Origin of the sequence: Dactylosporangium sp. NPDC000555 (assembly GCF_040300025.1) — a bacterium.
Taxonomy (GTDB): Bacteria; Actinomycetota; Actinomycetes; order Mycobacteriales; family Micromonosporaceae; genus Dactylosporangium.
The window spans coordinates 1-21,157 of the sequence record NZ_JBEPDB010000038.1 but is presented as its reverse complement, the minus strand read 5'-3'; the positions used below and the strand labels follow the sequence as shown (position 1 = coordinate 21,157).

The following is a 21,157-nucleotide window of genomic DNA, read 5'->3' as shown; positions in this document are numbered from 1 at the left end:
GAAGTTGAGGCAGACGCGACAAGCACACGGCGCGTCTGCTCCGGCGCCATGTCCTCGTCCCAAGCACTTCTGCCCGTTCCTGACGCGCACGACCACCGCCCTGGGCCGCACAAATGCCGTGCGGCGCGGGCGCTCCCGCGAAAGTTAGGGTCTGCATCAAAGGGGATGGCCGGGCTGCGGCGTCGACTTCCTGATCGCCTCGCCTCGCTCCGACCCCACTTCGATACAGACTCTAACCACGTGCGACGGCGATGGTGGTGGCGCCGGCCAGCATGCTCGCCGCGAACGTGGCCGAGGCGAGCGCCGCGACGTCGACGACCCGGTTGCCGCCCTGCCACGCTGCCGCGTCGTCGCCCAGGGTGAAGTGCAGGGTCTGCGGCGGCTGGGTGATGCGGATGCCGGACCAGGACGGTGTCGGCCGACAGCAGCACCGTGCGGACTGGCAGCGAGCCGTCCGGCGCGGTGATGCGCAGGTCCGGCCAGCCGGCCACGGCGTGGGAGCGCAGCAGGAACCCGCTGCGGCGCTGCGGCGCGCCCGGATGCAGCAGGTACGAGGCCCACGCCCCCGCGTGCGGGGCCAGGTCCGCGGCGAGCGTGGCGTCCATGCGCAGGTCTGGGGGGTGACCCGGCCGAGGCTGAGCGCCCCGTCGAGCAGCGCGGCCATCCACCCCTCGGCGACGGAGAAGAACCGCAGGCTCTCCCCCGCGGCCTGGGCGGCGTCGGGCACGAGGTAGTTGAAGGGCACGCCCTCCAGGTCGGCGAGGCTGTCGAGCCACCCGGTCACGGCGTCGGGCACCGGGGGCAGGGTGGTGTCGCCGGACTTGCGGTGCTGGGCGCGCAGCCGCTTCCAGCGGAACAGCGCCGCCGCGAACGGCTTGCTCTGCAGGGCCAGGAGCCGCCGAGCTGCCAGGCCGCGGCCAGGTGGGCCGGCAGGGCGGCCACGGTGCCGGGCAGCGCCGGGCGCTCGCCGTCGGGCTTCGGGGCGAGCGAGCCCCGGTAGGTCACGTCCTGTGCCGGGCCGTCGGCGGGCAGGTACGGCACGCTCGCCGCCCCGCTCAGCGGCGCGCTGGTGTCGGCGAGGCGCCGCAGCAGCCCGGCGAGGCCGGGCCGGGCGGTGGTGCAGGTGAACCGCCAGCTCTTGAGGGTCACCATGGGCCCGGTGTCGGCGCGCACGGACACGAGGTGCGCGACGTGGACGGCGCCGGGCCTGGGCAGCCGGCCGCCGATGACGACCGCGCGCTCGGTGCCGTCGGCGGCCCGGCGGACGTGGGCCAGCAGCGGCAGGGTGGCCTTGGCTGGGCGCAGGTCGTCCGGGACGTCGATGACGGAGACGGTCAGCCCGTCGACGGTCGCGGTGCGCGATGGCGGGGCGGCGGGCTCGTCGAACACGACGACGGCGAGCCACGGCCGGCCCTCGATGACCTGCCACGGCACGGTGCTCCGGTCGAGGATGACGTGCGGCAGGTCGCGGGCGTAGTCGGCGGTGCCGCCGTCGGGCGGGTACACGGCGTAGACGTCGGCGTCGGTGACGCTCGGGCGCACGCCGGAGACAGTGAAGGTGACCGGGCCGCCGCCGGCGAGGTGCTGCGGCGGGGTGCGCCGGCGCTCCGGCGGGGTGGCGGTGCCCTCGGAACTGGTGACGTCCTGGGTGACGGTGAGCGGGTACGTCCCGGACGGGAGCGCCGGCAGGTGGTACTGCAGCAGCTCCACCCCCTCCACCGTGGCCCGGTCCGTGCCGACGATCGGGTCGGTGCGCGGGCTGATGTCGAAGCCGCCGAGCAGGCCGGGCACGACGGTGGGCGCGTGCGGGTCGGGCGTCATCGAAGCGGGCAGCGGCGCCCACAGCGCGGCGGGCAGTTGCTCAGCCGGGGCGTGAACGCGAAGTGCTGCTCCATCGCCATGCCGTCGCGGGTGACGGCGACGGTGAGCGTCCGCCGCCTGGTATGCGGTACATCAACCAGGCCCCGACGAATGCGACTACCTCGACCGGACGTTCGTCGTCCGCCACGACGGCGCCGAGCTGTACCTCCCGATGCGGCCCGAGGTGGCGGCTGCTCTGCCCGCCACAGAACAGTCCGGTCAGTGGCACGCCATAAGGGGCCGATCACCCAAACGACGCCTTCCACCACGCACGCAACCTCCTGGCCGGCGTCGACTGCGCTCCAGACGGGCCGTGCCCCAACTGCCACGCCGAGACCCTCCGCATCGACAGCTTCCAGCCGGTCATGTCGGCCGTCATTGATCCGGCTGTCCCTGCGCCACCGCCGCCCGCGGACGTCTCCACGCCGTGGGCCATTCCACGCTTCCGGACAATCACCTAGCGCAGGGTCAACGCATCACCCGCGGGAGCGGTGCAGACGCTGTCGCAGCGTCGCACCGCCCGCGATCAGCACGTGACTGGATCCGTGACCTCGGTTCCACTTGGCTTTGCGGTATCGGTAGAGGTGTGCGGCGATGTTGGTTTTGTATGTCAGTTCGAGCGCCAGCTGTCGCTCACAGCGAGCGCCGCAGTCGCTGGGGTCATTCTCGTGTCGCTGAGTTCGAGCGCCACCTGGTGGCGTGGGCGTTGAGCGTCGTCAGTCGAACCAAGCGACGAGCCGTACGCGGCTATGCAGGGTTGATAGACTGCTCTGGACGGCGTCGACCGCACGCCGAGCTATGGAACGTCCGCCCCAGCCGGGGTTCCAATGGCGAAGGGGAAGTTGCCCTCACGGTCGTCGAACGTCACAGGTCATCTCTGCACACTGCGCCGCTGGGGGGCGAGGGTGTCAAGAGGAGGCTTGCCCATGACGAAGGATGGTAGTTTCAAGAAGGTGGTTCGCCACCACGCGCAGGACACCGGTCAGCGCTACACCGAAGCGCTGACCGATCTGAAGGGTCTCGGCGCGCGGATAGATCACGAGCCCGCTGGAGAGCGGCTGCTCGCCCATCTACGGGCTCGTTACGACATCGACCCGATCGCGGCGACGAAGCTGAGCGTGCACAAGACCTACGTCTTTCGCATCGACCGCAGGGACGGCGAGCCGTGGGTCGCACGAGCCTTTCCGCCCGCTCGCCCCAGGGCAGGTGTCGAGGGCGACGCGGCGATCCTGCGGTTTCTGCAGCGACAGGACTATCCCGCGGAGCGCCTTGCGGTCGACGACGCCGTATCCGACTTCGATGGCAGCTCAGTCCTCGTGACCCGGTTCGTCCGAGGCGGCCAGCTTCCCGACAGCGCGGAGAAGCTCGCGATGATGGGTGACCTGCTCGGACGACTGCACGCCCTGCCGCAAGACGAGTCCATAAGGCGACCGGGCGGAGCGAGCGGGGAGGACCCAAGCCGTGAGGGCGCACCGCGTCAGGACCTGCTCGCCGCGCTCGCGTTTCTCGACGCCGTGGATACCAAAGTGCCGGACGCTGAACGCGAACGGTTCGAGCGGCTCAGGGACAAGGTGCGCTCGGCCGATGACGGCGACGGTCTGCCCGAGGGGCTGTTGCACGGAAACCTGCTCCACGCCCCCGATCACGTCATCCTGAGCGAGCGAGCGCCGGTCGCGATCAACTGGAAGGCATCGGGTCGTGGACCACGCCTCGCCGACTTCGCTTACCTGATCTGGGGCACCGGCTCTTGGAACCCGAGGCGGCCGGACCAGGAGCGCATCGACGCTGCCGCGGGCGCTTATCGCCGGCACGTCGAGCCGACCGACGACGAACTCGACCGTCTCGAAGCACTCATGTACATCCGAACGCTCTATCTCACCTGCTTCGGCTACCGACGCGCGATCCTCAACGGGTCCCCGTTCGACGAGTGGTGGTTCATCCGACCACCCGAGTACTTCCGCTCCACCGCAGCCGCAACCCGAGCCGCGTTCCGCCGGTAGGCCGTCGATGGTCCAACACCAGACGGTCACGGAATCACACGGCTTTGTGATCTTGCCTTGTGTTACTGACAATGTCGACGTCTGCGCTCCGGAGGGCTTCAATGCGGCCGACTGCACGTTGCCGGTACTCCTCGAACACGTGCACCGGCTGCTGCGGTGCCACCGTGAGCGGCGTCGTGTACAAATCTCCTAACGGGTACTCCTCAATCCTGTCGACGTTGGCCACGACGAACGCTTTGCCGTTGTCCTGTCCCGGCCTCTCCAGAACGCGGTACAGGAAGAAGAGGAGAAGGTCCAGCGGTCGGACATCACGCCGGCTGACCAAGGGAGCGAACACCCGGGCTCGGGCCGAGAGCTTCGCCGGAACATCGCTTTCCTCCACCCAGGCGCCGGCGTCTCTGAGCACCAGCAGGAGGACTTCCTCCCAGCCTCGTTCACGCTGAGCAGCGGCCGCCGCTCCCGAAACGGCATCCAGCTTCCCTGTCAAGTCCCAGCGTGTTGCGGCGGCGATCCGGCCGATCGAGCTTGCCGACGGGTTCTGGCGTGCGCTACTGCTTCAGCGCCGTCGACGACGAGCGGCCAGGGGCACCCTTGCCCTCCTGCTCGGCCGACAGCGCGTGGAGGACAACTAGGTGTTGCTGGTCAGGACGTTGGTGACGGCGCGTAGTGGTGGGCAAGGTTGGTGGCGAGGGCGCGGAGGTGAGCCCTGGCTTCGGTGGGGCCGTGCACAGTGATGGCGTTCCCGAACGGCAGCAATGCTCGTACGTCCTCCAGATGCAGGAAGCGAATTGTTACCTTGTGGCCGGTGGCGGATTCTTCATGGTCGTCCCGGATGAGTCGTAGGCCAAAAATCCGTTGCGCTCGCTCGATCTGGGTAGGGTCGATGGTGGCGCTGACCTCTATCGCGTGGTTGTGTGCCCACTGATCAATGAGCGCTGCTGCGACGGTGGCCAGGGTCTGGTTCTCGCGGATCCGTCGTGGCTGGTCGAGTTCTTTCCACGTCGTGATCCGTTCGAGTCGGTACATCCGTGGCACTCGGGCACAGTCGGCGACGAGATACCAGATGCCCGCCTTGGCGAACAGCCCGTAGGGATCCACGACCACGTCGCGTGGGCATGACTCGCGTGGGCTGTCGTACTCGATCCGTAGCTGGCGACCTCGCCGCACTGCGCCGATCAGCGAAGCCGGAGTCGTGCCGGAAGCTCGTGTCTGGAGCCAGGGACGACTGTCCACGTGCACGACGTCGGTGAGCGGCAGGAGCTCATGAACTCGACGTGACTGTGTAGCGGCGATCTTGGCGAGCGCGCGCCGGCTTTCGACCGATGCGTTGAGCTCCGCGCGTTGCTTTTCATCCAGCCCGATGAGTGAGAGATGATCACGCTCGCCAGGCGTGAGTCGCGTGAGGTCGAGCCCGGGCCCGGGCAGCATGGTCACGCCGCCGAGGCGGCCCCGGTGTGCGGTCACTGGCAGACCGGCGTCGCGGAGCCAGTTCAGGTCCCGGGTGATGGTTCGGAGGGAAACCCCGAGCGCCGAGGCAAGGTCCTGTGTGGTCGCGCCATCCCTCGATTCGAGGAGCAGCATCAGGGCGAAGAAGCGGTCCGGGGTCACACACACCAAGTTTTCCAGGAATTGCGACACCATGCGGCGTATATTCCGGCCAGGCTGGTGGATGCGTACCTACCACCTGTGAGAAGGAACAACCATGACCACATCCGTCGTGTCCATCGTCTATGTGAACGACGCTCCCGCCGCAGCTCGTTTCTACGGCGACCTCCTCGGCATCAGCCCTTCGTTCGAGACTTCGGGATACATCACCTTCGACCTCGGGCCAGGCGCTGACCTCGCTCTGTGGTCTGGCCAGTTCGAGGATCTGTCGCCCGACGTCCCGCGTACCAGTGAGGTTTGCCTGGCCATCGGCGGTGGACGACCTGACGAGGTCAACGCGATCTTCAAGCGGTGGCAGTCCAAGGGCGTCACGATCCTGCAAGAGCCTCATGATGCGGGGTTCGGGCTGACCTTCCTCGCAGCCGATCCTGACGGGAACCGTATCCGGGTCGCACCGCGGGACTGAAAGGCCACAATGCGGCAGGCGCGCGTCAGGTGTCGCGCCTGCCGTTGTCTGACTTCGAGATGACGACGAGTGCCCCACGCGAATGCGCCCCTGAGCGTCGAGGGCCGTAGGCGGCTCGGAAGCGGTGCCAGACACGTCCCATCGCCCACGTCGCCGCTGAAATGGGCATCTTGAGTCCTGGCGCCGTAAGTACAAGTGTCTGCCCTGCTAGGGCGAACCAATCACGTCGTCGTCCACCGTAGATGCGCCTCCTCCGGCTCGGCGCAGCGTGGTCGCCGCGCTCCACCACAGAGGTCCGCCGGAGCGGCCAGGTGTGAAACCGGCCTAGCCGCCACGCCCTGAGCGGCGGCGGGTCCTGGCGGATTCGCCGGCGACCTGCCCGATCGCGATCCCGTTACCGCTGGCGTGCGTGTGCGCGTTGAACACCCGTGCCCCTGCCCCGGCTACCACCGACACGCCGCCGGCCTGTTCGGCCGCCCGCAGCTGGGCCAGCAACTCGGTCACTGCCTGCGCGAAGGTGTCGTCCTTGCGGGCTGCGGCGGTGACCGCCAGCTCCACCTGCTGACGAGTCAGCTCGCTGACCTGTCCCTCGTCGGTGGCGGCTTCTTCGGCCAGATCGTCCAACGCTGGATGCGAGCCGAGTTTCGCCGCCACCACCTCGTGCAGCTTGTCCAAGCCCGCGTCGATCGCCGTGTCCACCTCGGCATCCAGCCGGCCGCCGACCCGGCGGGCCTTGCGCACCGCCCACGCGACCACGTACCCCGCGATCAGTCCAGCCTCGATCACCACAAGCCCTGCCACCCGGCGCCGCGCGCACCATGCGGGTCAACCACGAATACGACCGCGGCGGCGCCCTGGCCTACCTGGCCGCCTACGACGTCCACCGGGCCCGCGTGCACTCCCGCTGCGCGCCCAACCGGCATCGCGCCGTTCACGGCCCTGGCCGAACAGGTCATGACCCAAGAACCGTACGCGTCGGCGAAGCGGGTGTTCTGGATCGTCGACAACGGCTCGTCCCACCGCGGTCAAGCCGCGATCGACCGGCTCGCGAAACGGTTCCCGAACACGGTCATGGTCCACACTCCCGTGCACGCTTCCTGGTTGAACCAGGTGGAAATCTACTTTTCGGCTATCCAACGCAAAGTGCTCACACCTAACGACTTCACCAGCCTTGACCAGGTCGAAGACCGGCTCACCGCCTTCGAGCAGCGCTACAACGCGACCGCCCGGCCGTTCCGATGGAAGTTCACCCAGGCCGACCTCGAGGACCTGTTGGCCCGGATCGAGCGACACGAACAGAAAGAGCCGAGCCCCCAACATCCTCCCAGCTGCGATCACCAGCCTGCCGCACTATCCCTCGCCGCATAACCCCCGAAAGACTTACGGCGCGAAGCACTTAGGTCATCGGCGCTAACGCACCTCTACCTGCCTGCGGTGATGCGCCGATCTACCACAGCAGTCGTGATCGGTATGGACCGTGCTGGGCCACGCCTTCTTGGTGCAGCCGCCGTGAGAGCACGTCATGTAGCCGGCGCTGCACCAGTCCCCATGCCGGTAGCCGTTGACCACGTGGGCGGCATCGTCCCGGGCAGCCTCCTGCCGGATCCACTCGTCGATGTTCGGGGCAGCGTCTTCGGCCGGTGCTTCGGTGCGGGCTCGGCGGCGGATGGGGAATCCCAGCGCGTTCAGGATCGACATGATGCGTGCCTCTCGGGTTGGTTCATTCAACGATCACGCTCATGATCGCCACCACGCTCTACGAGACAGAATCTAGCCCAAATGCTTGATCAGGACTGGTTTCGGAGGCTGACGTCGGAGGCGTAGGCGGTCCAGTCTCCGGCTGATGCCTTCTGCCACTGGACGGCGACCTTGATGTGGATTCCGAGCATCCGGGACGAGCAGCGAGACATCGGCGGGCGCGGCGGCAAGCCGCGCCACCGGCTCGGCGCCGGGCATGCAGACCGCGTACGGCCGAATGCCCCCGCAGTACGCCGGAACGAGGCCCGCTCGCAGCAGCGACGACTTGCCGGACCCAGACGGGCCCACCACGACGACCGGGCCGGAAGGGCTGAACAGGTCGAGCAACTCGGCCACCAGCGCCCCGCGGCCGTGGTAAAGATCGGCGTCCTCCGGCTGATAGGCCGCCAGGGCCGCGGAAGGGCGCCCGCAGACCAGCCGGGCGCGGCCCGGGCCGCGCCCAGACCGCCTCCAGAGTGGTCAGCCAGTCGGCGGCCCGGTCCTGGTTGGACACGCCGCATGCCCGCAGCACCTCGGCGAACACGCCAGCGCTGACGAGCTTCGGCGTCGGCAGGTGGCTGCCGCTGAACCAGCCGCCCACCGTCGAAGAGGACACTGTAACCTCGCTGCGCCGGTTCACCAGCCGCGTAACGTCGCGGATCGACAGACCGCTGCGCAGCCGTAGCCGCGTCAGAACCTGTGCGAACTCCTCCGGCGTCCGCGCCTGCATCGGGTTGACTGCCTCGGACTCGGACACCGACCCATCCTCGAACGTGGATGTGTCGGTCGCTGTCCGATTCCGGACGCCTCGACGACTCAGGGGCAGGTGGGGTCTTTCAGGTATGCGTCGCCGTTGTCACCGTTGCCGAGCTGGATGGCGACCCAGGCCGTCACGCAATATGACGGCGAATAAATCATGTCGCTCCAGCTCCGCGACCCGACCACGAAGCTGCCGACCCACGTGTACCGCTGCTCCTCGTAGTAGTACGACCTGAAGACGTTCGTCGTGAGCTGGCCGACCCCGTTCGAGTTGACGCCCGCCCGGACCGGCGCCCAGTTGGTGCCACGCTTCCAGCTGTACTACAGGTATGCGGTGCCCAGCGTGGCTCCAGCGCCGTTGACCACTGGCGCGCTGGCGACCACCGACGCGTTACTGGTGCAGTTGTGGCCGGGTCGTACGGGTCCTTGGCGTCCGCATCGGCGCCGGCGTGCGCGACGCCCGCGCCGCCGATCACACCGACGGCGGTCGCGGCCAGCGCCGCCACGGCCTTGCGGACCACCATTCGGTACCACCTCGACTTTGCCCGCACTTCGCCCTCCTTCGGCATTGCCGCCGCGGCGGGGAGCCGCGGCCGGTTCCACCGTGCGGGGCCGAAGCAGCCGACGGAAGGAGTCCGGCTATTCCTCGGACAGGTCCGGACGGGTGCGCGCCCGCGCCACCGAGCCACAGCCACCAACCACCATGGCGGTGCGGCTGGGCCATAGGGGCCGGGTGCGGCGGCAACCGACGCGCTGTGTACGACCTGGCCGAACGTAGATGAGTGCGGCCAGCGCGCGAACCGCGCTGGTCTAAGTGGTCACTGGGTCAGCCTCGCTTCGATGGCGGCGAGGCTCTTCGCCTGCGCCATGCCGAGGTACACGAGGGCCTGCTGCCGATCCAGTTCGGCCGCGGCGTAAGCCTGCCGTTGACGGACGTCGGCGCCCGGCACGTTGGCCATGGCGAGGCCGTCGTGGGTGGAGGCGAGGGCCTGGGCCTGGAGGTGGGCGGCCATGGCAATGTGCTCGGCCGGGTCATGGCCTCGAGGTCAGCGCGGTGCATTTCTTGTTCTCGATGGTCCATTCGGGTCTCCTGTCCGTCAGGGAGGTCATCACGTTCACAACGGAGGTAGTGACGCCGTGAGGCCACGGCGATCGAAGGTCCGCGGGGTCAGCGTGTTGTCGGTGAGATCTTGCGGGCAAGCGCGCTTTGATGCACTGCTGCACCACCTAGCAACCGGCTGCTGACTTCCACGCCGAGCGGGATCTCACGGCCGCCAACCCTGAGATCCCGCCCCACTCGGCCCCGCGCGTGCACAGGACTCCGAACACCCGTGCACACAATTCGGACATTGACATCAGCGGCGTCATGCGGATAGAAGCCCATGCCCGAGGCCTCGGCAGCCAACCGGACCGCCGCCGAGAACATCCGCTCGGCTGCGGGTTCCCTCGGCTCGACACGGGCGCCAGCCGAGGTAGCCCGCGCGCCCAGAGCATGAAGGCGCTCGTCTACCCCGCCGTCCACCACGTAGTCGTAGCCGATGCCCTGTCGGCGGAGTGTTCGCTGGCGGCCGTTAGCCCGTACGATTCTTCCGCCGGTCGCGGCGCGCACCCCCGGTGCGGCGGGCACACCCGGCCGGGCCGCACCGCCACCGGCGGCGGGCAGCCAGGACGCGCCGCTCGGCGCCGAAATGTGTGATCGATGTGTGATCGACCGCTCGCATGCAGACCGGCCCTACCCGGCACGTCCCGACACCAGCGACGGCTTCGGTGCCATCAAAACCGGCACAGAGCGGTGCCTTACGACACAAACCGCAATCTGGCCACACTGCCAGAATCGCGCTCTTAATCCGCGGGCTCGACACGGAGAGGGCTGAAGAAGGCCGTCGAGGTCTCCCCCGTGGCGGGAAGTGCCGGATCATGCCAAGACTGCCGAGCACACATCGAGCACACAACATGTGACCGTGTTCGAACTGGTGCCCACCTCGCTGGCAGCCGTCCGTCGCCATGACGTGCGCACCCGCGGATTAATCCGCGGGCCCGCAGACTCGTCGATCGCGATGAATCTTCACGTGGGCTCGTGGCATGGCGTGAGCCGACGGCGCAGTCCCCGGCACCAGCGCTTCGAAAAGCGCCATTACCCGGCGTCGCCGGCGCCCCCGCTTGCATGCGGCGATCATGTCGGCCGACGAGCGGCTTCGGCGCAGGTACGCGAGCGGTGGGCCGCACCTGTCGGACACGATGCAGACAGACCGGGCCTCTTCGTGTCCGCGGTGTTCAGATCAGATGCTTGAGCAGGCCGGAGAACTCGATCAGGTCAGCCAGTTGCTGTTCGCTGAGCGGGGTGTCGTCGAAGTGCGCGATCTGATTGCGAATCGACTTCACTCGCTTCAGCTGGTGGACGAACTGCGCCCGGTTGACGCCGGTCCAGCCGAGGTGCAGCCAGTTACTGTCGGCGAGGCCCCGCAGCCGTTGATCGTTCTGGTCCGCGTCCAACAGCTTGACGTAGTCGCCGAACATGAGGTCCGAGATGTCGCCCGTCTGCCGGTTTCTCTGCTGGACAGCTCGAACGGGGTCGCCGGTCAGCTTCGCCCCGAGGCACCGGCGTAGCCGGAACTCGATTTCTCCGACGAGGAAGAACGGCCGCGCAATGGCGTGAAACCGACCGGTTATGTCCGCCGCAGTGACAATTCCGTCGATGCTGCCGCTGTTGCTCCGCACCAGAAGGTATCCGTATTCAGCCACCTCCGGCAGGCGTGGGAAGAGCTCCTGATGCACCTCGGCGACCGGCAACGAGTCCTTCACCATCGCGCTGGCCAGGCTCGGCATTTCCCCCATCTCGTAGCGGGCCGCGATTGAACTCCAGGTGATGACGCCCCTGAGGTCGGACATGCCGTCGATGACTGGGAGTTGGGAGTAGTTCCTCAGCTTCATCAGGTACGTGGCTTGGCTAAGTGGCGCGCTCGACGGGACCGAGTCAACTCCGCCGCGCGCGGAGGGAATGTCGCCGATTTTAAATGACTGTTGCGGCAGGGCTCCGGGCGAGAACTCTTCCTCCGTGGTCTCGCCAGGCGAGTCGTCGTACTCTGCGGCGACCACGAACACCTCGGTCCCGAAGCCACAAGTGGTGAAGGACGGAACAGTGTTGAGCCCTACCTCACTGAGCGCCTCGGCGATGACGGGCACCGTCTGGTGATTCCGGAGGCGCATGCCGAAAAGTGCAAGCAGCGCAGGGACCTGAAGGGACGTTCCTTTGAGCGCGAGAAGTTGCTGCCGTGATGGCCGCTGGATCTCCTCCATGGTCACCGGTCCGAAATGTCGCGGAAGACGGTAATCTTGCCCATGGCCTCGTTCACCAATTTAAGCAGCCGTGTTGATCTATCGGCATAAAAGCTCTCAAAGTCGTCAGTCCGCATCGTCGCAGGGTCTATCAGGTGGGTGGCAACCACATCGTCGAACCACTCAGCGCGCATTCCGGACTCTTTGGCCAGCACAGTAAGGTAGACGGATGGCGATCCGTTTACGCTTCTGCCGGCTCGGTAGGACAGCGGTGTCTTGTTGACGATCGTATTGGCTCGTCTGTCGCCCTTGTCATCGCCCTTTCGACGGGCGAACCATGACTTCGGGAAGACCTGCTGGATGTCCACGTAGTGCTGCAGCAGCGTTGCCTGAGTGAGCCGGCCCTCGCTGTAGTACCAATCCACCGCCCCCTGTTTGATCAGCAGTGCGTAGATCCCCTTGTAGGCGGCACTGTTTCGGGTGGTCAGACTGTCAAGCCGGTCGGCGAGGAACGCCGCCTCGGTGATGGTGTCCGGTTGATCACCCTCGCCGTGTGCCCACGCGATGAGCTGCTCGACGTCGCGGGTGAAGCGGCTCTCTGTCGCGCTGCCATACATCTCGCCGAGGACGCCGCACCAGTACCAGCGGGTGATGCGCTTCAGCATTTCCGGCTCGTCGACCTGCTCACCGAGCACTGTACGTATGGCGGCCAGCGGGATGAGCTGCGTCCGGTAGGGCAGGTCATTGGCACGCACGATGTACTGCTGGCTGAGGAACTCGCCCACCCACTCGAAGGCGCTCGCCACCCGCGGCGCCAGGCGGCGGAAGTCCTCGAGCGGCAGGGCCAGAAGGTCGCGCCGCTTGCAGGAGACTGCTGCCGTGCGCGTGACCTGCTTGCGCTCCCAGGTAAGCACCAGCGCGATGGCCTGCAGGAAATCGCTACTGCTGAGCCCGTCCGCGATCCCCTGCTCGATCCGCCCAAAGACCGGGTAGGCGGTGGCCAGCCCTTTCTTGATGTCCTGCCACACTTCCGGCAGACGGTAGTAATCCCCGAACTTTTGCTCGTAATCCTGGTCGCCGGCATAGGTGGCGGTCAGCAGTTCGAAGACGTTGAGAGGGACGCCGCCGGTATTCACCCGCTCGAACACCGAGCACACCGCATCTTTGGTGGTGGAGGCCCCGAGTCTGATCATCGGGACCTGAAAGGACTGAATGTTACGGAGTACCTGCTGTTCGAACGCTCCCCACAGATCCCAGTTGGATTCGGCCATGGCCACGAATTTCCGTTGCCAGCGGGTCACCTCGGCACCATTGAAGACCTTACTCAACGGAAAATGTGAGGCACGGCATTCCAACTCGGTGCTGCGGAGGTCCAGGTCGACCTTGCGTGCGAAGTCTGACCGCAGCACCCGGTCCTCCGGCACGGACACGATCGCCTCGTCTCGATCCGCTGAAGGTTTGACCGCCTTCTTTATGTCCACGTAGTACCACCGGTTGAGTTCTCTGTTGCGGTCATCGACCGTCCGGACTGGGCGGTCGAGATGCAGTGCCTGGAAGAGCGAGGTGAGCCGCTGCTGACCGTCCAGCAGCAATAGACCCGGCGTTACCGTGCGGGCATCCTCCGCTCCGGTCAGCGGACGCGCCCGGAACGGCGCCGCGCCACCGGTTTCCAGCGTCATCACCACACCGAGCGGATAGTCGAGGGTGACGGTGGCGATCAACTCACGGATACGCTGGTCGTCCCACTTCCACTCACGTTGGAAGTCCGGAAGTTGGATCACTCCGGTCTCGATCTCCTCCAGGACCTTCTGCAGCTTCGGACTGTCGAGAGCCACTGCGGCTTCCCCCTGAGATCATTCCGGCAAACGCGCGACCCGGGATCTTATCGATCTACGCGCCTGCACGTCAAGACCGCCTCCGATGCTCATATCCAGGCCCGTGACGCATAGTTCACTGGTGATTAAACGGGGCCGAGGCTAGAGGTCGCATCGATGGGTCGCCAAGGACTATGTGACGTCTCGAGCACCGTAGGCAAAGGCACCCTGACGGTAGCGAGACAAGATGCTTGTAGCCACCTCCTCCGGAGTCCCCCTTGGCTCGATGATCAGGTGCCGGGCGTCGATGCGGGCTTGCTCGAACTGTTCGTGCATATACCGCGTACCGGGCTCGTCGTCACGGTTTCCCTCCCGGGTGGTGACGTTCTGCACGCAGCGTTCTACCGAGGGCAGCAGAACGGCGTAGTGCAACTCGTTCAGTCCTGTGGCTTCGAAGAAGGTCGGCAGGAACCATGGCCCCATTACTCCGTCGAAGACGGACTCGTATCCTCCCCGCGCGAACTGCCCAGCTGCCGCACCCGAGGCGCGGATGACCGTCTGGTTCTGATCCTTCGCCTCTGGCAGCCACGGCTTCTGCGCACCCTGGTCCAGGAATCGAAAGAAGGCGTCTCCGCGGATCAGGACGCTTGGTGAGAGACGCGAAGAAGCGATGGAGCTGACGGTCGACTTCCCGGCTCCGGGTGGCCCGGCGATGACAAGCAGGGTGGACATGTGGCCCTGTGTATCCGCATCGCACGGCGTTATCAAGGCAGTATCGGAGACGCTGAGGTCACCATCCGGTAGGACGTGCTCGTACTTCAGCGTGCCGAAGAGGCGCTCGACCACGCTGTTGGTCCTGCGGGCTGCGCCTGGTCTGACAAACGACCCATCCGATCTGATAGAAAGATCGACGTTGGCCGGTTGGTGACGCCGTCCAAGTTGCCCACCGCAGAGCTGAGGGAGTTGCTGGGTGGCGTTCTCTGTGGAGGACAGGCTGGCCGTGCATGAGCTGATCTCGTTGCACGGTCACTTGATGGACGGCGGAGAGTTTGAACGGATGGACGAGCTGTTCTGCGCCGACGTCGTCTACGACGTCTCCGCGTTCGGGCTCGGCGAGTTGCGCGGGTACGAGGCGATCAGCGAAGCCAGCCTGGCGGTCGGCGACGCGAACCCCGTCGGCCATCACGTCACGAACATCTGCGTGACCGAAGATCCGGACGGCACGGTGCGGGTGCGGTCGAAGGGGATCGGGGTCTCCTCCACCGGCAGCGTGGGCAGCGTCGTCTACGAGGACGTCGTACGCCGGGAAGCGGCTGGATGGCGCATCGCGTATCGCAAGGTGATTCCCCGCCGCACGCCGCTGCACCCCTGACAGCCGATGGATGACACGGTGGTCGCGCGACTTCGGTCAGTCGTGGGCGGTCAGCGCTCGGTTCCCTTGGAGTTCGAGGTCGGCTACATCGATCCTGACGACGGGGAAGTACGCCGGCTGTTTGCCGACGCGTTCCCGGTGGCGTTCGAGCGCGTGCCGCCGGTGCGGTCGTTTCCGTCGTACAAGGGACAACGGAACTATCCGGGTCTGTATTGGTCGGCATCCTGCGGAGGTCACGTCGGTGTCGAGTCGTGGCTGGAGCGGGACGAGGCGATGGCCTTGGATTTCGACGCCACGGTCACGCGTTTTGCTCCGCAACCGTTCTGGCTCTTCTGGCCGGCTGATGGACGGAGCAGGTCACATGCGCCGGACTTCTTCGCGCGGCGCGTAGACGGCGCGGTGGTGATCGACTGCCGACCGGCGCGGCGGATCAAGCCGCGGGATGCCGAGGCGTTTGCCGCGACCGAGGCCGCCTGCGAGCAGATGGGATGGGAATACCGGCTGGTGACCGGGCATGATCCGGTATGGCTGGCGAACCTGCGCTGGCTGGCGGGATATCGACATCCGCGAAACTTCCAACCCGCGTTGGCGGATCGTCTGCTGGATGCGTTCGCGAGCCCGGCGGCCGTGATGGAGACGGCCGACCGAGTCGGTGATCCGCTCGCGGTGCTGCCGGTGCTCTATCACCTGCTGTGGTTGCAGTGGCTGAGCGTTGACCACCAGCCCGTCCGGGCTGTCCCAGCGCACGTCGCGGCCGCCGTCGCCGCCTCGACCGTCGATCGGGCGGGCGCCGTCGTGCAGCTCCACGAGCAGGATCTGGATGGCCTGCTCGATGGTGGCCGGATTGCGTCCGACCCAGCGGATGGCGCTCATCGGCCACTGCCGCGGCCGGCGGGCGTCTTCGGGTGGCTGGGATCTGCACGGTCGCTGGCGAGGTGGGCGTCGAGGCGGGGCTCGGCGGTGTACGCCCGATCGGCGGCGGCTTCGGTGCGGGCGTCGGCAGTCGCGGCGGCGGAGCGCGCGCCGGCGTCGGTCGGCCGCAGGGCCACCCCGGCGGCCGCGCCGAGCACGTCGAGCACGTCGGGCGTGAACGGGTCGCGTAGTGCCACGCCAATGGCTTCGCGCAGCATCCGCTGCGTCACTCCTCGCACCCTGGCGACCTTACTGGCAGTCGATGCCCCGGCAGCGCGTCGCAGTTGCAGACGATCGCGCCGTCGCCCGCATCGGGCCGAACGACCGCCAGCAGTACCGCAGGAAATCCGGCATTTCCTGCGACAACCGCAAGGTCGGTGCCCAACTGCATGAGTTGCTTGATGACAGCGAACGCGAACAGCGTCTCGCCGAGGCTGCAGCCGCCCGGCCCGACGCAACGGCCACAGACTGCAGCCCCCACCGTGTGCATCGGACAGCCCTGCCGACAGCCAGGGCTTCCACCACGTACGGGCGAAAATTCGCAGGATGGCTAATAGGGGTGACTGATCCTTTTCAACCCAGCGGTAGTCGGTTCAGGCCCCCAGACCGCTTGCCTGGCCGCGCCGGAATGTGTGATCGATGTGATCGACCGCTTGCATAGCGACTGGCACTGCCCGCCACATGGCGGCAGCGGTGATGGCTTCGGGCCGCCCAAAACCGGCACAGACGGGTGCTATCCGGCACCAACCGCAACCCGGCCACACCGCCGGAATCGCGCTCTTAATGCGGTTGTCAACTCAAATCATCTCTTGCTCGGCCACAGAGCCATGTCGAAGCCAACGGTCGCCTGCCTGTCGCCGCCAGGCCGCGGGGCCGGCACCGTGCGTCTCGAGAGAGCGTACCGCTGAGGGCAAACAACGGGACAAACACGGCGGACGCGGCGCGCGGGGGCGGACCGCGTCACCGGTCTGGTGATGCCGCCACTGTGTACCGCCGGATAGCAAGGGGGCGCAGCGACCGCGGACGCCAGGCAGCGCTGTCGGCGCACCAAAGGCCACGGCAATGGGCCGCAAGGCCGCACCGCCAGCCATGGAATGCGCGCACACGCCGCCGGAGCACCTGACCACGTTTCCGCTCATAGCCGATGAGCGCGCATCCGCCTGAGTCGAGTTGCGTAGATCGGCAGGGCGATATTGTCGCGCCGGGGCAGGCATGCTTGGCCCGTTGGCGCCGACAACGACAGTGAACCAGCCGGTCAGAAGACGTAGTAGCTGTAGGGGCGGCCTCGGTCGTAGATGGCGCGTAGCCAGGGCTGCCTGACTTCGGGCAGTCGGGCCAGGACGCTGAGGAAAATCCGGCCGTCCGGCTCGAGCCGGTAGCCTGGGAGCAGTGCCGGCAGGGCCTCCGGCAGGATCGGGACTGACCGTCTGACCGTCTTCGGGTCGCGGTGAAACGCGAGATGCCGCCAGGCGTCCCAAGCCAGCGGGACCGGCTTCACCGGCTGGGCCACCGGCCAGTGTTCGCCGGTCTGCGGATGTTCGGGGACGAGGGCGAAGTCGCCGTCGGCGGCCGGAAGGCCCGGCCCGGCAAGGACCAGGGTGTGCTCCGGCGCCGCGCTGACCGGACCGATGAGACGGTCGAGAGTGGGCCGGAAGATTCCGGCGATGCGGTGATCCGGGATCAGGATCGGGTCTCCGCCCGATACGGCCAGCAAATGTGCCAACGCCGAGGCGGCGGCGGCCGCCCACATCGGGTGCCAGCCGCCGTCCGGTTCGGACGGCGGGATGCCCGGCCGCTGGTCGATCAGGCCCGTCCAGTCGAGCACCGGGTGCGGGCCGGGACCGTCCTCGATCACGCGGGTCGTCAGCGGGTCCAGCCACACCGCCTGCGGCAGGCCGCAGTCGTCGATCCGGGTGGCTACCAGTGCGCCGCAGCTGATGCAGGCCATGTTAGGTTCGCCGCCGTCGAGGCCGCAGCATGCGGAGTCGCCCGCCAGCGCGGGGTCGATGACGGCGTCACGGACGTCCCCCGGGGCGAGTAGCACCTGGCCGGCCGGTCCGTCGGAGATGCTGAACCTCGGCGCGTACCAGCCAAGTGCCTCGGCCTCACCGACTTCGAGCTCGGCCCACCGGCGCCACGGCGAACCGGACGGCAATGGATCCACCGCGAATGTGCCGGGCTCCAGCACCGGGTCGAGTGAACCCGGCCCGTTCCCGTACTTCTGATGTGCGTGGACGGGAAGCGCCACTCTTGACACGGGAACCGTCAGCGCGGCTCCGCAGGTTCGGCAGCCGAAAACCGTCATGTGACCCCCGTGTACCGACTCAAGTCAATCTAAAGCACCGCCTCAACCCGCTGGCCGCGCCGCGGCCTCGTGCCTGCGACCTCGCGCGGCATTGGTTGAGCATCCTCATCTGCCGCGATCCGGCGAGACACACGGCATTGAAGGTAGTGAGCGACCTGTGCGCGCGGGCATGGTCGGGACATGATCACGAGACGGCGACGTGCAAACTGAACGGATGCGAACATGGGTGCACGTCGGACGGCTGTGGACCAACGGCGAGCCGTTCCTCGCGGTGGACGCCGCCCTTCGCGAGGGGCGGCGCGGCAGCAGCGACGAGGACCTGTACGAGGAACGCATCGTCGGCATCGGGCCGGACGCCACCAGCATTGCGGTTGGGCCGGGAACGGCGGTCCTCGTCGGTGGTGACGGTGTGGTTCGCGACGACAGCTGGATGGAGGTGCTCGAGGCCGACGACGGCGCGCTGGCGATCGTGCAAGCTTCCGGCTCCGACTACCGGCGTGTCGTCGCCCAGGCGCTGGACTACCCCGATCGCGGGGACATCGACGGCGGAACGCTGCGGGTGGACAGCGGCGAGCTGGCGATCTTCAGCGCCGCGGTGGACGGGTCCGACCCGTTGCTGCCGGTCAGTTCGGGTCCGGTGCCGCCAGCCCATGGACGGCCCACCGCCGTGGCCGACCCCGGCTTGTTGATCGAGACCAGCCATCGCACGTACCGGCTCGCCGTCCGGTGGTACACCGAGCTGCCCGACGACGGGTGTTTCGCACGCTGGCTGTTGCGTCCAGGAGGATAGACGGCCCGGCGCGTCGATCGCCACGACATCGATCAGCAGCGCCCGAGGAGACAACGCGCTCTTCTGCCGCAAGTCGGGGTTCGGGGGCGTTACCGCGAGTGGCGAGCCAGCATCAGTGGCACTGACTCCACAGCGAGCGGGATGGTTCCGGGGTCAAGGTGGACATGTGCTCCAGATGGCGCCCGTGTGTCGGACAGCGCAAGGCACCAGCGGGCGAGATCACGAAGTCCGGCTGGGTCGCCGAATATCTCGACCGATCCATCCCGGATCTCGATAGTGACTGTTCCTCCCTCGACGGGAGCGATGACCCCAGTCTGAGAGCTGTAGGCGGGCACGGACAGCACGTTCTCAGTCATGAACGCAGTCTGCCGGATCACGTCCGGCGCGTCGGTGCCCGAACCCATCCTCATCTGGCCGCAATCAGCTCGCTACGGAACGTCACGATGAGTTGGCCGCCCAGCTCCCGGACATGCCGAGATGCTACGAGTCGATCGTCTCGACCTGGAGGCGTTCGCGCTCAGCGCGATTGTCGATGTCGGTGGCCTTGGATGTGGCCGTTCTGGGCGAGGTCGGCGCGCAGCTGGGTACGGGTGCGCATCAGGATCCGGCCGAGCATGTTCTTGCCGGCGCCGCTCCGGCCCCGTCCCCAATAGTGATCGGTGCCGGTGTCCTCGACGAGTTCCTCATCGCCGGTGTCCAACAGGACGGCACGGATGTCGGCATGGGTGGCAAACTTGGCCGCCACGCCCCGGCGCATGATGTCGTCTTTGACCCGCTCCCAGTCGCGGCGCAGTGGACGGGACCGGTCGCGGCCCAACTCGGCGGCCCGCAGCGGGGTCGCCGCCCGCCGGATGAGTTCAGCGTGGCGGGTACCGGCAAACTTCTGAGCCTGGAAGTAGTGCTCGGAGGTCGACCACCAGCGGCCATCAAGGTCGAAGCCGTGAGCGGAGAAGTTGGAGAAGCAGCCGTACGGAACCTCGTCGGCGCCGTAAAAGTAGATCGTCACCTGGGCCTCGGATCGGGGTCGGGGATCCGCACCGTGCCACAGACATCGACAAAGTGGCAACCGAGTTGGCAAACCGCCATCCGCACATGCCGCTGTCATCGCACGGCTGTTGCCGAGGTGGCCGTCACCGCCGTACCTGCTGATCGCCTGGCTGCGGCATCGTGCGGTCGAGGCTCCGGCGTTGATGACGTTCTACCGCCACTTGGCGGGCAGCCGTGCATTGCCGCGGTCTGACAAGATCGATACGGGAGGTGGAGCCGTTGCCGTGCACGTGGGTTTCGTCAGCTGGTGGACCGCTGCTCGTCGCTCCGCAATCGGCGCTGTCGCTGTGGACCGGTGCTGACAGCACGGACGGACCTGTGGAGGACTGGGGGGACTACGGCCGGGCGTGCGCGATCGACGGCTACATTGGCGTGGTCGCCATCGGTCAGGTGCAGGCGCTTGTTCTGGGCGACGAGCCGGCGAAGACGACGTACCTGCCCTCGGAACGGCTGTTCCTGCGGTGGGCAGCGGCGTACGAGGAAGACGACTTGGTGAGCGCTGCGCGCCGTGCGGTACGTGATGGCGTGGAGTGGGACGCCGATGAAGATGTCCGCTGGGTGGTGGACGGGCCAGTCGTGCTGTTCGATTCGGCGTGGCCCGGATCGGAGCTGGAGCCGGACAACCACCTCGTCGTCGATCTGGAGCCGAGCGCATACCGGGTCCGGGCGACGTACCGCGCCGATGGTGACAACTGGATGGTCCTCGTTCAGCTCCAACCCACGCCATGAATTGACCGGCCGGCAATGAACACAGACCTGATCAGACATCCGGATCTCATAGGTTCTTGTCAGCCTGCGGATGCAGGATGGCTCCTGTAGCGGCTGGCGGGTCAGCACTCTTCGGATCGGACCCTGTTGAGGTCTTGCGGCAGACCGTGCGCCCGCTGGTCGTGAGGAGATGCAACAGCTGATGGGATGACGTGCCCCGGCTCGAGGCGGTGAGCACTTGACTATGAGATCGCTGGCGTCTCCTCCTTGCTGCAGCACGTAACTGTCCACAATGGAGGTGAGAGATAATCTGGATCGGAGACGACTGGGCCGAGGACCACCACGACGTCGAACTGCTCAACGATGACGGGCGGCGCATCGCCCGCGCCCGGCTGCCGGAAGGTCTCGACGGCATCACGCGACTGCACGCGCTCATCGCCGAGCAGATGCCGGCCTCCTGGGCGGAGCTCGACCCGGCCGAGGCCGCCGACCGGGTCCGGATCGGC

General features: G+C 67.1%; 23 protein-coding genes and 2 pseudogenes. 7 read left to right on the top strand and 18 right to left on the bottom strand.

Annotated elements, in window-relative coordinates; all coding sequences use genetic code 11:
* Window positions 1–232: 232 nt before the first annotated feature.
* Both ABT297_RS22655 and ABT297_RS22650 read right to left on the bottom strand, forming a co-directional pair.
* Window positions 233–796, bottom strand: a complete 564-nt coding sequence (locus ABT297_RS22655; RefSeq protein ID WP_350552863.1) for a hypothetical protein — start codon at window positions 794–796, stop codon at window positions 233–235.
* Complete coding sequence (locus ABT297_RS22650) at window positions 781–1,821, bottom strand: hypothetical protein (protein ID WP_350552861.1); 1,041 nt, start codon at window positions 1,819–1,821, stop codon at window positions 781–783. The genes ABT297_RS22655 and ABT297_RS22650 overlap by 16 nt, the downstream gene beginning before the upstream one ends.
* 965 nt (window positions 1,822–2,786) lie before the next feature.
* Between ABT297_RS22650 and ABT297_RS22645 the strand changes: the two genes are divergently transcribed.
* A complete protein-coding gene (locus ABT297_RS22645; protein WP_350552859.1) occupies window positions 2,787–3,860 on the top strand; it encodes a phosphotransferase enzyme family protein in 1,074 nt (357 codons plus the stop codon).
* A 34-nt stretch (window positions 3,861–3,894) separates the two neighbouring features.
* Here ABT297_RS22645 and ABT297_RS22640 read toward each other — a convergent pair whose 3' ends face one another.
* Both ABT297_RS22640 and ABT297_RS22635 read right to left on the bottom strand, forming a co-directional pair.
* Window positions 3,895–4,347 carry a hypothetical protein gene (locus tag ABT297_RS22640; protein ID WP_350552857.1) on the bottom strand — a complete coding sequence of 151 codons (453 nt, stop codon included), beginning with the start codon at window positions 4,345–4,347 and terminating at the stop codon, window positions 3,895–3,897.
* A 155-nt stretch (window positions 4,348–4,502) separates the two neighbouring features.
* Entirely contained in the window at window positions 4,503–5,501 is a 999-nt protein-coding gene (locus tag ABT297_RS22635; protein WP_350552855.1) for a helix-turn-helix transcriptional regulator, read from the bottom strand.
* Window positions 5,502–5,562: 61 nt separating this feature from the next.
* Here ABT297_RS22635 and ABT297_RS22630 point away from each other — a divergent pair, with 61 nt between their 5' ends.
* Window positions 5,563–5,931, top strand: a complete 369-nt coding sequence (locus tag ABT297_RS22630; RefSeq protein WP_350552853.1) for a VOC family protein — start codon at window positions 5,563–5,565, stop codon at window positions 5,929–5,931.
* A 324-nt stretch (window positions 5,932–6,255) separates the two neighbouring features.
* Here the strand turns inward: ABT297_RS22630 and ABT297_RS22625 are convergent, their stop codons facing one another.
* Entirely contained in the window at window positions 6,256–6,720 is a 465-nt protein-coding gene (locus tag ABT297_RS22625) for a chromosome partitioning protein (protein ID WP_350552851.1), read from the bottom strand.
* 165 nt (window positions 6,721–6,885) lie between these two features.
* Between ABT297_RS22625 and ABT297_RS22620 the strand changes: the two genes are divergently transcribed.
* Complete coding sequence (locus tag ABT297_RS22620) at window positions 6,886–7,299, top strand: transposase (protein WP_350552850.1); 414 nt, start codon at window positions 6,886–6,888, stop codon at window positions 7,297–7,299.
* A 42-nt stretch (window positions 7,300–7,341) separates the two neighbouring features.
* Here ABT297_RS22620 and ABT297_RS22615 read toward each other — a convergent pair whose 3' ends face one another.
* The 7 genes and pseudogenes from ABT297_RS22615 to ABT297_RS22585 form a co-directional block, all read right to left on the bottom strand.
* Entirely contained in the window at window positions 7,342–7,629 is a 288-nt protein-coding gene (locus ABT297_RS22615; protein ID WP_350552848.1) for a hypothetical protein, read from the bottom strand.
* A 72-nt stretch (window positions 7,630–7,701) separates the two neighbouring features.
* Window positions 7,702–8,025, bottom strand: a complete 324-nt coding sequence (locus tag ABT297_RS22610; protein ID WP_502885630.1) for an nSTAND1 domain-containing NTPase — start codon at window positions 8,023–8,025, stop codon at window positions 7,702–7,704.
* A gap of 145 nt (window positions 8,026–8,170) precedes the next feature.
* Window positions 8,171–8,398: pseudogene (locus ABT297_RS22605) on the bottom strand (helix-turn-helix domain-containing protein); the annotation flags it as partial.
* An 847-nt stretch (window positions 8,399–9,245) separates the two neighbouring features.
* Window positions 9,246–9,440, bottom strand: coding sequence for a hypothetical protein (locus ABT297_RS22600; RefSeq protein WP_350552846.1), 195 nt, complete (start codon window positions 9,438–9,440; stop codon window positions 9,246–9,248).
* Between the two features lie 1,261 nt (window positions 9,441–10,701).
* Entirely contained in the window at window positions 10,702–11,724 is a 1,023-nt protein-coding gene (locus tag ABT297_RS22595) for a CBS domain-containing protein (RefSeq protein ID WP_350552963.1), read from the bottom strand.
* Between the two features lie 2 nt (window positions 11,725–11,726).
* Window positions 11,727–13,538 carry a GmrSD restriction endonuclease domain-containing protein gene (locus ABT297_RS22590; protein ID WP_350552844.1) on the bottom strand — a complete coding sequence of 604 codons (1,812 nt, stop codon included), beginning with the start codon at window positions 13,536–13,538 and terminating at the stop codon, window positions 11,727–11,729.
* 171 nt (window positions 13,539–13,709) lie between these two features.
* Window positions 13,710–14,363, bottom strand: a complete 654-nt coding sequence (locus ABT297_RS22585) for an ATP-binding protein (RefSeq protein ID WP_350552842.1) — start codon at window positions 14,361–14,363, stop codon at window positions 13,710–13,712.
* A 136-nt stretch (window positions 14,364–14,499) separates the two neighbouring features.
* On the opposite strand from ABT297_RS22585, the gene ABT297_RS22580 reads away from it, so the two are divergent.
* Together ABT297_RS22580 and ABT297_RS22575 are read left to right on the top strand one after the other, a co-directional pair.
* On the top strand, window positions 14,500–14,889 hold the full coding sequence (locus tag ABT297_RS22580) for a nuclear transport factor 2 family protein (protein ID WP_350552840.1): 390 nt from the start codon (window positions 14,500–14,502) through the stop codon (window positions 14,887–14,889).
* A gap of 6 nt (window positions 14,890–14,895) precedes the next feature.
* A pseudogene (locus ABT297_RS22575) lies at window positions 14,896–15,546 on the top strand (TnsA-like heteromeric transposase endonuclease subunit); the annotation flags it as partial.
* Between the two features lie 212 nt (window positions 15,547–15,758).
* Here the strand turns inward: ABT297_RS22575 and ABT297_RS22570 are convergent.
* The 3 genes from ABT297_RS22570 to ABT297_RS22560 form a co-directional block, all read right to left on the bottom strand.
* Complete coding sequence (locus ABT297_RS22570) at window positions 15,759–16,031, bottom strand: hypothetical protein (RefSeq protein ID WP_350552968.1); 273 nt, start codon at window positions 16,029–16,031, stop codon at window positions 15,759–15,761.
* Entirely contained in the window at window positions 16,028–16,282 is a 255-nt protein-coding gene (locus ABT297_RS22565) for a hypothetical protein (RefSeq protein WP_350552966.1), read from the bottom strand. Before ABT297_RS22565 ends, ABT297_RS22570 begins: the two co-directional genes overlap by 4 nt.
* A 774-nt stretch (window positions 16,283–17,056) precedes the next feature.
* Window positions 17,057–18,106 (bottom strand): hypothetical protein, encoded by a 1,050-nt coding sequence (locus ABT297_RS22560; protein WP_350552838.1) that lies wholly within the window; start codon window positions 18,104–18,106, stop codon window positions 17,057–17,059.
* 214 nt (window positions 18,107–18,320) lie between these two features.
* On the opposite strand from ABT297_RS22560, the gene ABT297_RS22555 reads away from it, so the two are divergent.
* Window positions 18,321–18,896, top strand: a complete 576-nt coding sequence (locus tag ABT297_RS22555; RefSeq protein WP_350552836.1) for a hypothetical protein — start codon at window positions 18,321–18,323, stop codon at window positions 18,894–18,896.
* An 89-nt stretch (window positions 18,897–18,985) separates the two neighbouring features.
* Here the strand turns inward: ABT297_RS22555 and ABT297_RS43195 are convergent, their stop codons facing one another.
* Window positions 18,986–19,252 (bottom strand): Imm32 family immunity protein, encoded by a 267-nt coding sequence (locus tag ABT297_RS43195; RefSeq protein WP_502885629.1) that lies wholly within the window; start codon window positions 19,250–19,252, stop codon window positions 18,986–18,988.
* A gap of 161 nt (window positions 19,253–19,413) precedes the next feature.
* Window positions 19,414–19,902 carry a riboflavin biosynthesis intermediates N-glycosidase gene (gene ybiA / locus ABT297_RS22550; protein WP_350552834.1) on the bottom strand — a complete coding sequence of 163 codons (489 nt, stop codon included), beginning with the start codon at window positions 19,900–19,902 and terminating at the stop codon, window positions 19,414–19,416.
* Between the two features lie 251 nt (window positions 19,903–20,153).
* Between ybiA and ABT297_RS22545 the strand changes: the two genes are divergently transcribed.
* Window positions 20,154–20,672, top strand: a complete 519-nt coding sequence (locus tag ABT297_RS22545) for an immunity 21 family protein (RefSeq protein WP_350552832.1) — start codon at window positions 20,154–20,156, stop codon at window positions 20,670–20,672.
* Between the two features lie 221 nt (window positions 20,673–20,893).
* Here the strand turns inward: ABT297_RS22545 and ABT297_RS43190 are convergent.
* On the bottom strand, window positions 20,894–21,157 hold a 264-nt coding region (locus tag ABT297_RS43190), incomplete at its 5' end, for a hypothetical protein (RefSeq protein WP_502885628.1).